This is a genomic window from Labilibaculum filiforme (assembly GCF_002843315.1).
Classification (GTDB): Bacteria; Bacteroidota; Bacteroidia; order Bacteroidales; family Marinifilaceae; genus Labilibaculum; species Labilibaculum filiforme.
Map to the genome: position 1 here is coordinate 67,994 of NZ_MVDD01000004.1, position 14,271 is coordinate 82,264.

Here is a 14,271-nt window from a genome sequence, read left to right on the forward strand (position 1 = left end):
TTTACTCGTAACAATCTTTTACTTTGTTACAAGCCAAACTAGTATTTCGTCAACACAGCCAGATTTAAAAGATTTATCATCACATTCTTTTGAGAACTATTTAACAAAAACGGCCAACGCTCCTTATTGTCAAATTCCTCAAATAGAAAATCTAGCCGAAAGCCTGAATTGTTTTTCCAGCAAAAACATACAAGAATTTTCCCATGTTTTTCCTGTGGCTTTCGATTCTAAAAATAGAATCCTAATATCAGAAAATTCTCACTATTTCAATCTTGCGAGAATTCTCATTATTCAATACCGAAAATCAGATCTGATTTTTCCTTTCCATTATTTCTGGTAAGCATACTCGCTTAGCACTTTCGAATCTTATTATTAACGGTTTTGTTTGTCAACATTACCGAAACTTCAATGCATTAATTTTCAAAAAATAAATAGAATGGAATTAGGAACAGCAATAGCCGGCATCCTTATGTTGTCGTGCTTCATCATCCCAGTTATTATACTAGGATACATCAAAAAAAGAAACAATAAACAAATCGCAAATATCTTATCGGATATTGCAAAACAATACAATTGTCTTATCGATGAATACGAGTTTAGTGGAAAATTTATAATCGGAATCGATAAAAACACTAAGGTTGTTTTCTTTTTTCAAAAAGAGGATCCCTACCATACAATAAAACAAATTAATCTATCTGATTTTAAAAGTGCTAAGGCACTAATCGCTAGACGTGCAAATAGTACAAAAGATAAATCAACACATATCGATAGGTTAGCATTGGCTTTTCAGCCTCTGCATAAACAGCAATCCACTATCGAGTTGGAGTTTTACAATTCAGAAGTAAGCCTTGATCTTAACGGGGAATTGCAAACGCTAGAAAAATGGGCGGGAATAATTTCTAATCAAATAGATAAGAAACTGCAAACAGTTTAGCTATCTGCAACATGTAAGTAAAATGATTCTAATTTTTACGGAGCCTTTATCCAATTCTAAACAAAAAACGAGCTTTTAAATCCCGATTCATTTTGCTTCGACTCTAGCTAAACTATTTTGAGTATCAAAAAAAAATGAGTCCGGGAAAATTCCGGACTCATTCAAATCACTTATATCGTTATTTAAACTTGAATTGCTCGAAAACAAAGCTTTCAATAATTAAATACGCTTCATCATACCTTCTATTTCTCGTATTTGAGCTGTCAACATTTTTTGCTTGTCTAATTTCTTAGCTTCCAACAAATAATAGTTAGCCAACTTTTTATTTCGTTTAGACAATGTAATTCCAGACAAATTCAAATTCGCCATTGCTCGATCCGTATCCATTCGAAGACCTGTATTCAATGCTTTTTTAAAGTGTTTTTCAGCTGCCGAATTCTTTTGTTTTTGCGACTCAATTAAACCTGAAAGAAAATAGTAGTACGCTTCCTGAGTTTTAATCATCATTTCAGGTCTCTTTACACGTCCCAAAATTTTACTTGCAGATTGAAACTTATTTTTTCTAACAAAATAAAAAGCAAAAAGGTTCATCTCATTTTTAAAATGGAACAAAACAAATAATCCGGAAACGAAAAGTATTAAAATGCCTAAAGACACTAAAGCCTTAACAAAAAGAGCGATAGATCCTAAAAATAGAATGCCGGCGATAATTAGCCGTAAGTATTTTCTTATCATGATTGGTGTTTTTTAATTTAATGATACAAAACAAAGCATTTTTTCAAATAAACCAAGCATTATTTTACGATGTTTTGCAATAATGGAAGCTCTAATTTATCGAAATTGACTTGTAAAATAGTTTCCTCTCCTATTATTGAGTAAACTACAATTGTAATAAATTTTAATTGTTCCTCTCCAAATTATTCTCTTCGAACATTAATTATCTATTTTTATGCAAAAAAGTCCTCTTTATCTTGTTTCGAAACAATTTTGGAAACTAATAAATTAAAGAACTCAATTTTTACCATATTATATAAAATGAAAAAACACAAATTTGGATTAAAAAACGAAGAAGAAATAAAAACTTATATTGCCAAAAATAAGCTATTAGCTCAACGTAGCGAAAGCGGCTTGTACTATCTGATATCCAAGGAAGGAAAAGGCAAGCATCCTTCCTGTAATTCAAATATCACCATTAGCTACATCGGATATTTTAGCAATGGAGAAACTTTCGATTCCAATGAACGACTAGAAATTAATATGGAGGCAGTTATTCCAGGATGGACGGAAGGAATTCAGTATTTTAAAGAAGGCGGCGAAGGTATTCTATTTATTCCCTCGCGACTTGCTTATGGGAATACCGACTATGGATCTATACCTGCAGGTTCTGTTCTCATTTTCGATATTCAGCTTATTGAGGTTCAATAAGCAATTTTAGCTTATTCCAGAATAATCTCGCACAAAAAGGTGTTTTTTACAAATTTATCTTCCCACGCTATTTTACTTTTTGTGCAAGGAAATTTCTCGCAAACACTTATATATTTAGAAGATATCAGCATTAAAAAAAAATCCAGACTTGTTTTTCAACCTGTCTGGATTCCTTTTTATATTTTATAAGAATTTATTCTTACTAATTTTATTCCCCTATTGCTTTTCGAAAAGAATTTGCTTTAACTACAAAATCTTCAAACTCTCCATATTCTATAAAACGACTTACATGTCCTCCACACTTTTTACAAATTCCTTTTATTAAAATGTCGTTCATATCATTCAAAATATTTTCGTGAACTTCCACTCCTTCTTTACACACATCTTTACAATGCACACAATATGTACCTTCCTGTACTATATAACGATAGGCTTCCTTCTCCTCTTCGTCCAATAAAATATTTAACTGAAATTGATTTAAATATATTTCTTTTAATGCGCTCATTTTTTGCTTATTTGTATCGTAAACAGATTAATAAATCTGTATTTTTTAATATATAATCCCGTTTCCTGTTTCTATTAGAAATTTTCCTTCAACAACTTTCTGCCAGATTCTATATGCTTATCCCAAAAGTAATAAAATTCTGTGACATGCTTATTACTAGCCCAAAGCATCTTTAATAACCAGCAATTTAATATAGATAAAACTCCTGAAATAGTAAAAACAACATTCAAAAACATCGGGTATTCAGTTGCTATTTTCTGAATAGTTACAAAACCCAAATTGGTTCCTATAATTTTATTAATATCGATAAAATTGGAACCGAATATTAGAAATGCCGACATTATGGCCAGTACGGCAAAAAAAATTCGCAAAATTACCAATAGAAACTTCATTCGAATGATAGACTTATGCCCTGTATAAATTTTTATAAATTTACCTGCAGCTAATTTTAACCAGCTTTCAAATTCCGTTTTCATCGTTTTATTTTCTAAATTTTCAATAAAAAAAAAGATCTTTTTTCAATTGATTTTTAAAACCGAGCACAAAAGTAACAAAACATTCATAAAAAAGAAATTATGTTGAAGATAAATTCTTCGGTAAAGCAAAAAATAAAATATTAATTCCTGATATGCACTTCCTTAATAAATTTTAACTTAATCAATCAAAATTATTTTTTGTGCTTATAGTAAGTGAATAAAACACTTTTTTTCTATTTGTCATAAGTTAGCACTTTAAAGCTTTCATCGATAAAATAAGACTTAAAACTCTTTTTCTATTCGTATTCCTGATTATCTTTGTGTAAAATATATTTTTAAATGAGCTTATACCGATTATTCATACGTCCTCTTTTAATTCAGTTCGATCCTGAAACAATTCATCGATTCACTTTTACTTGTTTTAAATTCTTTCAAAAATTTAAAATCATTCGCTCTTTAGTTTCTGCACAGTTTAAAGTGAAAGACTCCTCTTTGGAAAGAGAACTTTTTGGTCTGAAATTTCCAAATCCGGTTGGTTTGGCTGCTGGATTGGACAAAAATGCCGAAGCTTTTGATTTTTTAGGAAGTATGGGCTTTGGGTTTATTGAAATTGGCACACTTACTCCAAAAGGACAAGCAGGAAATCCAAAACCTAGGTTGTTCCGTTTTGTAAACGATAAAGCATTGGTGAACCGCATGGGCTTTAATAACGAAGGCGTTGAAGATGCTGTTAACCGATTGCGCAAGAAAAGAACCAAAATTATCATTGGAGGAAATATCGGAAAGAACAAAAATACGCCTAACGAAGAAGCCACAAGCGATTACTTAACATGTTTTGATGCCTTATTTCCTTACGTTGATTATTTTGTTGTAAATGTAAGTTCTCCCAATACTCCTAACCTGAGAGAGCTACAAGGAAAAGAACCTTTAAAGAAGCTTTTGAATGAAATAATGGAATTGAACCGAAGCAAGGAAAAAACGAAACCTGTGCTTTTAAAAATTGCTCCAGACGTTAATAATTCACAATTGGATGATATCATTGAAATTGTTCAGGAAACTAAAATTGATGGAATTGTTGCTACCAACACCACCATTTCACGAGAAGGATTATCCGATCCGGAAAGTATAATTAAACATGTTGGCGCCGGCGGTTTAAGTGGACAACCTCTTCGTGAAAAATCTACGCAAGTAATTCGATACATCCATGAAAAATCTGAAGGCCGAATTCCAATTATTGGCGTTGGTGGAATCTTAACAAAAGAAGATGCCTTGGAAAAATTGGCTGCTGGAGCATCGCTTGTGCAAATATATACTGGCTTTATTTATGAAGGACCTGCACTAGTAAAATCTATCAATAAGGAGTTGGTTAGAAAAGGGTCTTGAAAGGTCTGGAAAAGTCAAGCAGTCAAAAGGTCGAATAGTCAAACGTCGAACAGTCTATAAAAGTCTGGAAAGGTCGAAAGCTTACTAATTATGATCCCTATCCCGAAAGCTTTAGTGGTTTGGGGTAGATGTGCGCAAGTAACTACAGTTCAATATATTAGTCTTCAATTTTAGCTCGAAGATAAAATAGTCACCTTCCTTACACTTTGCAAATTCTTAATTCATCATTATTAATTCTTAATTATTTCACCACCTCTTCCAAGCTTAAATTTGGCATCCGCTCCATTTTACTAACTTCGATACTAATAAATCCGTATTCCTCCGTTACTTTTCCTTCAATACAGTAGCAACCCGGTCCACGAAATGGATACTCTTTAGCTGCAGGCGGAAAATGGACTGTATCAAGCCAATGTCCATCCAAATCGATCCAAGTTCCAAAATACATGATTTTCCCATTACTTGTTTTGCTGGGTTTCCGGGTAATTAAAAAACCAACAATGCGAATATAACGATTAATCAATCGAGGTAAATGGCAGGCTTTTAAATCGGAAGGAAGCTCATCTTTCAGCAATTCAAAAGGCGATTGTATCGATAAACCCAGCAATTCTATTTCATCAAAAGCATCTTCCAATTGATGTTTCCAAAGTTCGGGAAGCTTAAATTCTTTTACTTCGGTCTGGAATAATGTTTTTTCGGGCTTGGTCTTTTTGCTGTTTCCCAATAGGTAATGAGCATCCCAAAGCAATTCTTTTTTCTCTTTTCCCGTAAAACGGAAAGCTCCCACTCGTATTAAAATAATTAATTGCTCCAAACTAAGAGGAAATCGCTTCACAAAATCGCGCAAACTTAAAAACAAGCCATTTTCCTTCCGCTCCTTCATAAGACTTCTTCCTGTTGCTCTATCTAAATCGTGTAACAAATAGAAACCCAGCCAAATAGTTCTGCCCTGAATTTTGTTCTCCCACCAACTTTGATTCACACATGGAGCTTCGACCGTAGCTCCGTGCATGATCGCATCGTGCAGATAAAGCTGTGCTGAATAGTAGCCACCGCCATTATTTAGTGTTGCCACCATATATTCTAAAGGATAATATGCCTTTAAATACAGCGCCTGAAAACTCTCCACAGCATAGCTGGCCGAATGTCCTTTAGCAAAAGCATAATTGGCAAAACTTTCAATTTGTCGCCAAATATCCTGCACAATAGAGTCTACGTAGCCTTTTTGTTTGCAGTTAGAGAAAAACTTGTCTTTAATTTTAGCAAACTCATTCCGTTGTTTGAACTTCCAAGACATTCCTCGTCGCAAAACATCTGCTTCGTCGAGCGATAATCCGGCAAAATAATGCGCCACCTTTATCACATCTTCCTGATACACCATTACACCATAAGTTTCTTCTAAAATCCGATACAAATCGGGAATTTCGCGTTTGGCTTGCTCCCTTCGTCCTTCATCCTGAAAACGGAGAATATACTCCCGCATCATTCCGCTTTTGGCTACTCCGGGTCTAATAATAGAGCTTGCGGCCACCAGTCGCTTATAATCTTCGGCCTTTAGTTTGGTTAAAAGCATGCGCATGGCCGGCGATTCTACATAAAAACAACCAATGGCTTCTCCTCTCTTCAACATGCGCTTTACCCGCACATCTTCCATAAACAGTTTGGTGTTGTGAATGTCGATATCAATACCATGATTTTGCTTGATAATGCTAAGCGTGTCTTTAATTTTTCCCAATCCCCGCTGACTCAGAATATCGAATTTGTGCAAACCCAAATCTTCAGCAATATACATATCGAACTGAGTAGATGGAAAGCCTTTGGGCAAAAGTTCGGTGGCCGAGTAGTTGCTTATTGGTTTATCGGCTATTAAAATCCCACTGGAGTGGATACTTCCATGACTCGGAAAGCCTGCAATGTACTCGCTGTAACGAATTACCCATTTGCCATATTCATCGGCATCATCAGGATTGGGATTCCTTTGTAGGCGCGTTATTTCTTCATCGGGCAAACCAAACACCTTGCCTATTTCGCGAAAGGCAGACTTGTGATTAAAGGTGATAAAAGTGCCAAGCAAAACCACGCGATCCCAGCCATATTTATCAAACAAATAACGAGTCACATCATCCCTGTCGGTCCATGAAAAATCGATATCGAAGTCGGGTGGCGATGTTCGAAAAGGATTAATGAAGCGCTCAAAGTAAAGGTCTAAGTCAACAGGATCAACATTAGTGATTCTTAGAAGGTAAGCAACTAAACTATTGGCTCCACTTCCTCGTCCCACATGATAAAATCCCCTACTCATGGCATATTTTACCAAATCCCAATTAATCAGAAAATAGGAACAAAAATTCAACTCCCGAATCACTTTCAATTCTTTGTTTAAACGATCCAGAATTTCATCGGTCACCTCTTCGTAACGATATTTTAATCCCTCACAAGCCTTCTGCTTTAACAATTGAAAATCTTCCTCCTCGGAAAAGGTAAAGCGCTTTTTGTTTTTATTGGTACCAAACTCAAACTTCATGCTACAAGAATTCAGTAAATTTTCTGTATTCTCTATTAGCTTCGGATATTCTTTATACACCTCCAACAGTTCGCTTTTACTTCGATATTGATCTTCAAAATCGGCTTGCTCATTCTTAGAGAGCTTACTTAATAAGCTATTCTTATCGATAGCTCGCAACAAACGATGAATATTGTAATCGCGCTTATTCCGAAAACTAGCCGTTTGCAAAACAACCAATTTATCTGGTTGGTTTTTCCATGCGGTAAACGGCAAACGAAGTAAGTCCTTTGGACTCACACCCAGGTATTCATTCTCCTTTAAATCACGAAGTTCTGAGGTGAAAGGATATACAATGCAGGCATGCTTAAAATCAGGAGCAATGGGCGAAAATTCCTTTTTTTCATGCAAATGTGGTGTTAAAAACTCATTGATTTCACGAAATCCATTTGCATTTTTAGCAATTGCAACATATTGTTGTTGCGTTCCGTTTCGAAAATCAACACCAACCACAGGTCGAATAGCAAACTCTTCGCATCGCCTCACAAAATCGAGACTTGCTGCGGTATTATTGATATCCGTTAAGGCAACAGCAGAAAATCCTCCTGTAACAACCTCTTTTAAAAGATCCTCAACAGAAAGTGTTCCGTATTTAAAACTGTAGTAGCTATGGCAATTTAAAAGCATGGTTATAAAGTCTATAAAAGTCTGGAAAGGTTGAAAAGTCGAACAGTCGAAAGGTCGAACAGTTGAACAGTCGAAAGGTCTACTAAATTATTACCCCTAGCCCAAAAATCGGGATCCCTAAAGGGGACTTTTTCTTATTAATTTAAATTTCAGCATTCTTTTTAAGCCCCTTTAGGGGTTTGGGGTAAAAACAGACAAAGTCTTGAAAGGTCTTGCTAATTCATAATTCCTAATTTGCTTCACTCAACACCCCTCTCCCTGTCGGGATCTCCCCTGAAAAGGGAGAATTCAGGATTTAACTCTTCATTCCTGAGCTAAAACAATACGACAAGCCGTAATTCATAATTTCTAATTCATCATTATTAATTTTAATCACTATCGGTATCTCCCCTGAAAAGGGAGAATCCAACAATTGTAATTTTCACCCTTTAAATTTTTAATTCATCATTCTTAATTCGTAATCATTAATTCCTAATTTATTACCGCCTTCGGTGTGCTGGAATAATTGGCGCTTGTCCGTTAAAAGGATTCATGCCACCAATGGTTTTTGACCCCATGGAAATGGCTCGTTTCACCGCACTTTGTCCGTAACGGTTGCGCACATGATCCATGGCTTGATACAATTTAATTAGCTTCTCCGAATCCTCGAACAAACGAATTTGATAAGTTCCACCCACCAAATTGCTAAAACTAACACCAATCAAACGAATCAGTACTCTGCGCTCATACATCTTCTCAAACAAGTCGAGCACTACTGCGATTAGCGTATGATCTAAAGATGTATAGGGAATTCGCTTCTGTTTGGTGTAGGTCTGAAAATCGGAATATCTGATCTTAACCATCACACAAGCAGTTAGTTTGTTTCCATTTCGTAGCTGATAACACATATTTTCGGCCATCGCTACCAACAAACTGCGCAATTTTACAATATCAGTAGTGTCTTTCTCAAAAGTTCGCTCGCTAGATATCGATTTTCGCTCGTTCCAAGCCACCACAGGAGTATTATCAATTCCTTGTGCCTTTTTCCAGATTACCGTTCCATTTTTTCCCAATACCCGTTCCATTAATTCCATGGGCATTTCCTGTACGGTTCGTATTTTCTCTACTCCCATACTTCGTAACTTCTGATAAGTTTTATCGCCCACCATGGGAATTTTCTTGATGGAAAGCGGTGCCAAAAAATGCATTTCGTTGCCTTCCGGAATTTCGATATGATTATTGGGTTTGGCCTCTCCTGTTCCTACTTTCGAAACCGTTTTGCTAGTTGATAATCCAAACGAAATAGGCAAGTGTGTCTCTTTTAAAATCGTCTCCCGTAATTCCCTCGACCACAAATAACTGGTCTGCACAAAACGATCCATTCCCGTAATGTCAATATAGAATTCGTCAATCGAAGATTTTTCGAAGATAGGCGAACGTTCCTTTACAATTTCAGTCACCATATCCGAAAACTTACTGTAAGTCCCGCTATCTCCTCTTATCACAACGGCATCTGGACATAATAGCCGAGCCATTTTCATTGGCATGGCAGAATGAATGCCATACACACGCGCTTCGTAACTACAGGCAGCAACAACACCTCTATCCGATGTTCCTCCAATCAGTACCGGACGATTATTCAACCTGCTGTCTAAAAGCCGTTCACAGGACACAAAAAAAGTATCCAAATCCATATGTAATATTGTCTTTCTCACTAATTGTCGATATTTTCGTCATTTTTCTGACTATAATTTAGTCTTTTCTGCTTATCTTTGAAAAAAAAGCGATGTTTTTTGCAGAAAATATTAAATTCCTTCGTCAGCGAAGAAAAAGATCACAGCTTAGTTTAGCTGATCAACTGGACATTACAAGAACTACTTTGGCAGGATATGAAAAAAGCGTTCAGCCACCTTTTAAAGTGTTAATTAAATTCGCAGAATACTTTGGGGTATCCATAGATGCATTGTTGCGCTATAATTTGCAGGAATTATCGGAATTTCAGCTTTCGCAGATAGAAGATGGATTCGATATTGATGTTACCGGAAAAAAATTACGTTTGCTTACCATATCGGTCGATCGTGATGGAGAAGAAAATATAGAAATGGTTCCCTTAAAAGCCCAGGCCGGTTACACAAACAGCTATGGCGATTTAGAGTTTATTGGCTCGTTGCCCAAGTTTTCATTGCCTTTTCTACCCAAAGATAAAACCTACCGAACTTTTCAAATTGCAGGAGATTCTATGCTTCCGATACCCGAAGGTGCATGGGTTACGGCATCCTTTATTCAAAACTGGGAACAAATTAAAGATGGCACTCCCTGCATTATAGTAACACTTGAAGAGGGGATTGTTTTTAAAGTGGTGTACAAACAATTAGAGAAAAACCAAACACTCCTTTTGGTATCCTCGAACCGCAACTATAAACCTTACGAATTGCCTATTAAGAATGCCATTGAAATTTGGAAGCTTGAAACTTTTAATGGTTTTGAGATTGAATAAAAATCTAATTTTACCACAAGAACACTAGGTCATAAAGACACACAAAGGAAAAAAATACAAGTAGACAAAGCCCGTCAGCGGTTTTTTTTATCCCTGACGGCGCTTTCAATAACAAAACTCACCAACAACCAAAATACTTACAAATATCTTTTCTTGTGATTTCTTGCAACAAGAGGGAAAGATGGTTACTTTCGGATTCTATTAAATATAAAATTATTAACAATGCGTCCCTATGTAGAGGGCTAACAATAATATTCTTATAAATTAACTAGAGGTAGCAACATCTAAATCTATTATAAATGAGACTTCTTGAAGCAATTGAGCATGGCAAGTATTATCATATCTACAACAGAGGTATTAACGGTGAAGATTTATTTCGAAATAACGACAATCATGCCCATTTTCTTCATTTGTATGAAAAATATATAGAAGAAATTGCTGATACTTTCGCATGGTGCCTTATGAAAAATCACTTTCATATTTTAGTGCGAATAAAAGAGAAAAATGAAATTGGATTTATTCCTGTTCGAAGAAGTAATCATATAATTACAACACCACCGTCAGGGATAAAAACCGCTGACGGGGTTTCTTCCAAACAATACGATCCCTCACGTCAGTTCTCCCACTTATTTAATGCATATGCTCAGTCAATAAATAAGGAATACAAACGAAGTGGGAGTCTATTTGAAAGTCCTTTCAAACGAAAACAAGTTACATCAGATAGTTATTTTAAAGAACTGTTTAGCTACATTCATAACAAGCCTTCACATCATGGATTTTGTAAAAACTCCATTGATTATCCATGGACATCTTACCATTCTGCCTTATCGAAAAAAACGAGTAATCTGAAACGTGAAGAATTAATCAATTGGTTTGATGATGAAGAAAATTTTATTGGCTACCATCAACAAAAACAAGAATACATCAACATCCAAAATTTAATTTTAGAATAAGCCCGTCAGTGGTTTTTTTCCCCCTGACGGCGCTTTTAATAACAAAACTCACTAACAACCAAAATACTTACGAATATCTTTTCTTGTGATTTCTTACTACAACCATATTAAATAAAAAGATACACAATGCATCCCAAAGGACTTAGTCGTGTGCTACGCTGCAATCTTGTTGTATTCCTTCGCCCCCACTACTATCCGAGGCTGCAATTGTTAAAAAGTACTCCATAACTACATATTTTTGTCGTTTTTCACTGCACATAGGTTTCCACACATCGTGCAATGGTCCTCTTCGCTACTCTCCGATTCCATTTTTCGTTTTCGAGCCAATACAGGATCGATACTATTCTGAAACATGGTTTCCCAATCGAGATCGTAACGCGCCTTCGAAACAGTTAAATCTCGTTGACGAGCACCTGCTACATTATTCACTAAATCGGCAGCATGCGCAGCAATTCGACTGGCAATTACACCTTCTTTTACATCTTGCACATCGGGCAAACATAAATGCTCGGCAGGCGTTACATAGCACAGAAAATCGGCTCCATGAATGGCTGCTATTGTTCCCCCAATTGCTCCTACAATATGATCGTATCCTGGTGCAGCATCGGTAACCAAAGGACCTAGCACATAAAATGGTGCTTCGCCACAAAGTCTTTTCATTAATTTCATATTGGCCTCAATCTGATCCAATGGCATATGTCCAGGACCTTCCACCATAATCTGAACGCCTTTCTCTCTGGCACGATCGACCAATTCCCCTAAAACCAACAATTCAGCAACCTGCGCACGATCTGTTGCATCAGCACCAGCGCCCGGACGTAAACCATCGCCTAAACTGATGGTAACATCGTATTGCTTGCAAATATCCAATACTCGATCGTACTGCTCATACAAAGGATTTTCTTTCTTGTTCTCCTTCATCCATCGTTTTAGCAAAGCTCCTCCACGACTCACAATTCCACAAACTCTATTTTCATTCTCTAAAAAAGAAAGAGAAACATTGGTTACTCCACAATGTAAGGTCATGAAATCAACACCCATTTTTGCCTGAATTTCGATTTCGCGAAACAGATCCTCTGGGTCAAGTTCCTTGATTTCTTTTCCTTCGGCCAACAAACGTGTAGCAACACCATAAATAGGTACAGTTCCAACCATTACGGATGATTTCTGAAGTATTCGTTGCAAAATAATATGCAAATCGCCACCAGTTGATAAATCCATAATTGCATCAGCACCATTGGCAATAGCCACATCCATTTTCTCCAATTCCTCTTTAAAAAAACAATGTTTTTCGGAGGTTCCCATATTCGCATTTACTTTGGTTCGTAAACCATTACCAATTGCTATAACCGGAAAATCATGATTCTTGTTTTTAGGAATTACAATGTGTCCCAGAGCAATTTCATTTCGCAACCACTCTATATCAACATTTTCCTGCTGAGCTACAATATTCATTTCAGGTGTAATAACCCCTTCTTTGGCTTTCTGTATTTGTGTAGTCATTATTTTTTGTTTAGTAAATTAGTATAGTCTTGAATTCTCCGATCCATCTGATCTGTTTGCATAAAATGTCGTACCATCGCAATGTTTTTAGCTCCCACTTTCAGCACATTTTCTATGTTTTCCGGAAATATACCACCAATTGCAACCACAGGAATATTCACTAAATCCAATACTTGTTTTAATTGTTCAGTACCTACTGGCTGATCTGGTTTTGCTTTTGCATTGGTAGGATAAACTGGGCCAAAACCAATATAATCGGGTTGTTGAACCAAGGCATCTTTCACCTGTTGTATCGAATGGGTTGACAAACCAATTTTCATGTCGCCCACAATTTTGCGGGCTTCCTGCATCGTCATATCATCTTGCCCAAGGTGCAAAAAGTCAGCTTCGCAAATTGCAGCAATATCCGCTCGATCGTTCATCACAAAACTAGTTTTGCTTCCTTTTGTAATAGCACGAATCTCTTTCCCAATCCTAATTAAATCCTTGTCGGATAAGGCTTTTTCGCGCAATTGCAACATCTTAACTCCATGTTTAACACAAGATTCTGCTATTTGACGATAAGTAGATTGTGGGTTTGTAATAATAATGTATAAACCAAAGTCTTCCATCTTATTTACTTAGATTTTCAGCAATTAAACCAGCTAATTTTTCCCCCGAACGTAGCATTCCTCCAAATATCGGTCCCATTCGAAAACCTCCACTCACGCCATTCGATGCCATTCCCGACACATACAATCCTGGATAAATCTCTTTCGTATTCTCAACAGTAGTGCGCTCCGCTTCATCAATAGATAAGGAACACTCTCCCATCACCTTACCAGTTTTGGTATTTAGTTTCACGTCATTTTTACGTTCCAAAGTTCGAGCAATATCACAATCGTGACCTGTACCATCCACAACGGCTTTTGCCATAACTACCAGAGGATCGACATGCAATCCTTCTCTGCGAACCGGAGACCAATTTAAAACAACCCCACACACTTTATCATTCTGAAAAACCACATCTTCGATAAATGAACAATTGAATATTTTTACGCCAGCTTGCGTTGCATGATAAATTAATGCAGAGGTTGCATGTACTGAATCGAGCGTGTAATAATCTTCCTGATAGTGTTGGTAGGAAACTCCTAATTCGTTCAAAATATGTAAGGCATCTTTTTGCACGATAATCTCATTAAACATCATAGCACCGCCCCACATGCCTCCTCCTGGAGCCAATTTACTTTCGTACAAAGCGACTTTAAAACCTTTTTTGGCAAGATAATAGGACGCTACCAATCCTGAAGGTCCTCCTCCAACTATTGCCACATCAACCGATAAATTTTCTTTGAGTTTTTTAAAATAGGAATCAACGATTCCTGCTGATACAATTTGCTCCATTTTATTGTTTATTAAGTAAATACTATTAATAAACAGGGGCTATCCT

At 36.4% G+C, this 14,271-nt stretch carries 13 protein-coding genes; 5 read left to right on the forward strand and 8 right to left on the reverse strand.

What is annotated here, in order from left to right:
* The first annotated feature begins 436 nt into the window (after window positions 1–436).
* The gene (locus BZG02_RS07110) at window positions 437–934 is read left to right on the forward strand and encodes a hypothetical protein (protein ID WP_101260730.1); all 498 of its coding nucleotides are present in this window, start codon (window positions 437–439) and stop codon (window positions 932–934) included.
* 219 nt (window positions 935–1,153) lie between these two features.
* On the opposite strand, the gene BZG02_RS07115 is transcribed toward BZG02_RS07110, so the two are convergent.
* On the reverse strand, window positions 1,154–1,669 hold the full coding sequence (locus BZG02_RS07115) for a hypothetical protein (RefSeq protein ID WP_101260731.1): 516 nt from the start codon (window positions 1,667–1,669) through the stop codon (window positions 1,154–1,156).
* A gap of 300 nt (window positions 1,670–1,969) precedes the next feature.
* Between BZG02_RS07115 and BZG02_RS07120 the strand changes: the two genes are divergently transcribed.
* Window positions 1,970–2,359, forward strand: a complete 390-nt coding sequence (locus BZG02_RS07120) for an FKBP-type peptidyl-prolyl cis-trans isomerase (RefSeq protein ID WP_101260732.1) — start codon at window positions 1,970–1,972, stop codon at window positions 2,357–2,359.
* A 208-nt stretch (window positions 2,360–2,567) separates the two neighbouring features.
* Here BZG02_RS07120 and BZG02_RS07125 read toward each other — a convergent pair whose 3' ends face one another.
* Together BZG02_RS07125 and BZG02_RS07130 are read right to left on the reverse strand one after the other, a co-directional pair.
* Window positions 2,568–2,864, reverse strand: a complete 297-nt coding sequence (locus BZG02_RS07125; protein WP_101260733.1) for a hypothetical protein — start codon at window positions 2,862–2,864, stop codon at window positions 2,568–2,570.
* Window positions 2,865–2,938: 74 nt separating this feature from the next.
* Window positions 2,939–3,340 carry a hypothetical protein gene (locus tag BZG02_RS07130; protein ID WP_101260734.1) on the reverse strand — a complete coding sequence of 134 codons (402 nt, stop codon included), beginning with the start codon at window positions 3,338–3,340 and terminating at the stop codon, window positions 2,939–2,941.
* Window positions 3,341–3,679: 339 nt separating this feature from the next.
* On the opposite strand from BZG02_RS07130, the gene BZG02_RS07135 reads away from it, so the two are divergent.
* Window positions 3,680–4,723 (forward strand): quinone-dependent dihydroorotate dehydrogenase, encoded by a 1,044-nt coding sequence (locus BZG02_RS07135; protein WP_101260735.1) that lies wholly within the window; start codon window positions 3,680–3,682, stop codon window positions 4,721–4,723.
* A gap of 241 nt (window positions 4,724–4,964) precedes the next feature.
* On the opposite strand, the gene BZG02_RS07140 is transcribed toward BZG02_RS07135, so the two are convergent.
* Together BZG02_RS07140 and dinB are read right to left on the reverse strand one after the other, a co-directional pair.
* Complete coding sequence (locus BZG02_RS07140; RefSeq protein WP_101260736.1) at window positions 4,965–7,910, reverse strand: DNA polymerase III subunit alpha; 2,946 nt, start codon at window positions 7,908–7,910, stop codon at window positions 4,965–4,967.
* A 479-nt stretch (window positions 7,911–8,389) separates the two neighbouring features.
* Window positions 8,390–9,604 (reverse strand): DNA polymerase IV, encoded by a 1,215-nt coding sequence (gene dinB, locus BZG02_RS07145; protein WP_101260737.1) that lies wholly within the window; start codon window positions 9,602–9,604, stop codon window positions 8,390–8,392.
* A gap of 71 nt (window positions 9,605–9,675) precedes the next feature.
* On the opposite strand from dinB, the gene BZG02_RS07150 reads away from it, so the two are divergent.
* Together BZG02_RS07150 and BZG02_RS07155 are read left to right on the forward strand one after the other, a co-directional pair.
* On the forward strand, window positions 9,676–10,386 hold the full coding sequence (locus BZG02_RS07150; RefSeq protein WP_101260738.1) for an XRE family transcriptional regulator: 711 nt from the start codon (window positions 9,676–9,678) through the stop codon (window positions 10,384–10,386).
* A gap of 299 nt (window positions 10,387–10,685) precedes the next feature.
* The gene (locus BZG02_RS07155; RefSeq protein WP_101260739.1) at window positions 10,686–11,339 is read left to right on the forward strand and encodes a hypothetical protein; all 654 of its coding nucleotides are present in this window, start codon (window positions 10,686–10,688) and stop codon (window positions 11,337–11,339) included.
* 228 nt (window positions 11,340–11,567) lie between these two features.
* On the opposite strand, the gene thiC is transcribed toward BZG02_RS07155, so the two are convergent.
* From thiC to BZG02_RS07170, 3 genes are read right to left on the reverse strand one after another with little or no spacing between them, the layout of a single operon-like run.
* Window positions 11,568–12,842, reverse strand: a complete 1,275-nt coding sequence (thiC, locus tag BZG02_RS07160) for a phosphomethylpyrimidine synthase ThiC (protein ID WP_101260740.1) — start codon at window positions 12,840–12,842, stop codon at window positions 11,568–11,570.
* Complete coding sequence (gene thiE / locus BZG02_RS07165) at window positions 12,842–13,453, reverse strand: thiamine phosphate synthase (protein WP_101260741.1); 612 nt, start codon at window positions 13,451–13,453, stop codon at window positions 12,842–12,844. Before thiE ends, thiC begins: the two co-directional genes overlap by 1 nt.
* A gap of 1 nt (window position 13,454) precedes the next feature.
* Window positions 13,455–14,225, reverse strand: coding sequence for a sulfide-dependent adenosine diphosphate thiazole synthase (locus BZG02_RS07170; RefSeq protein WP_101260742.1), 771 nt, complete (start codon window positions 14,223–14,225; stop codon window positions 13,455–13,457).
* Between the last annotated feature and the right edge of the window lie 46 nt (window positions 14,226–14,271).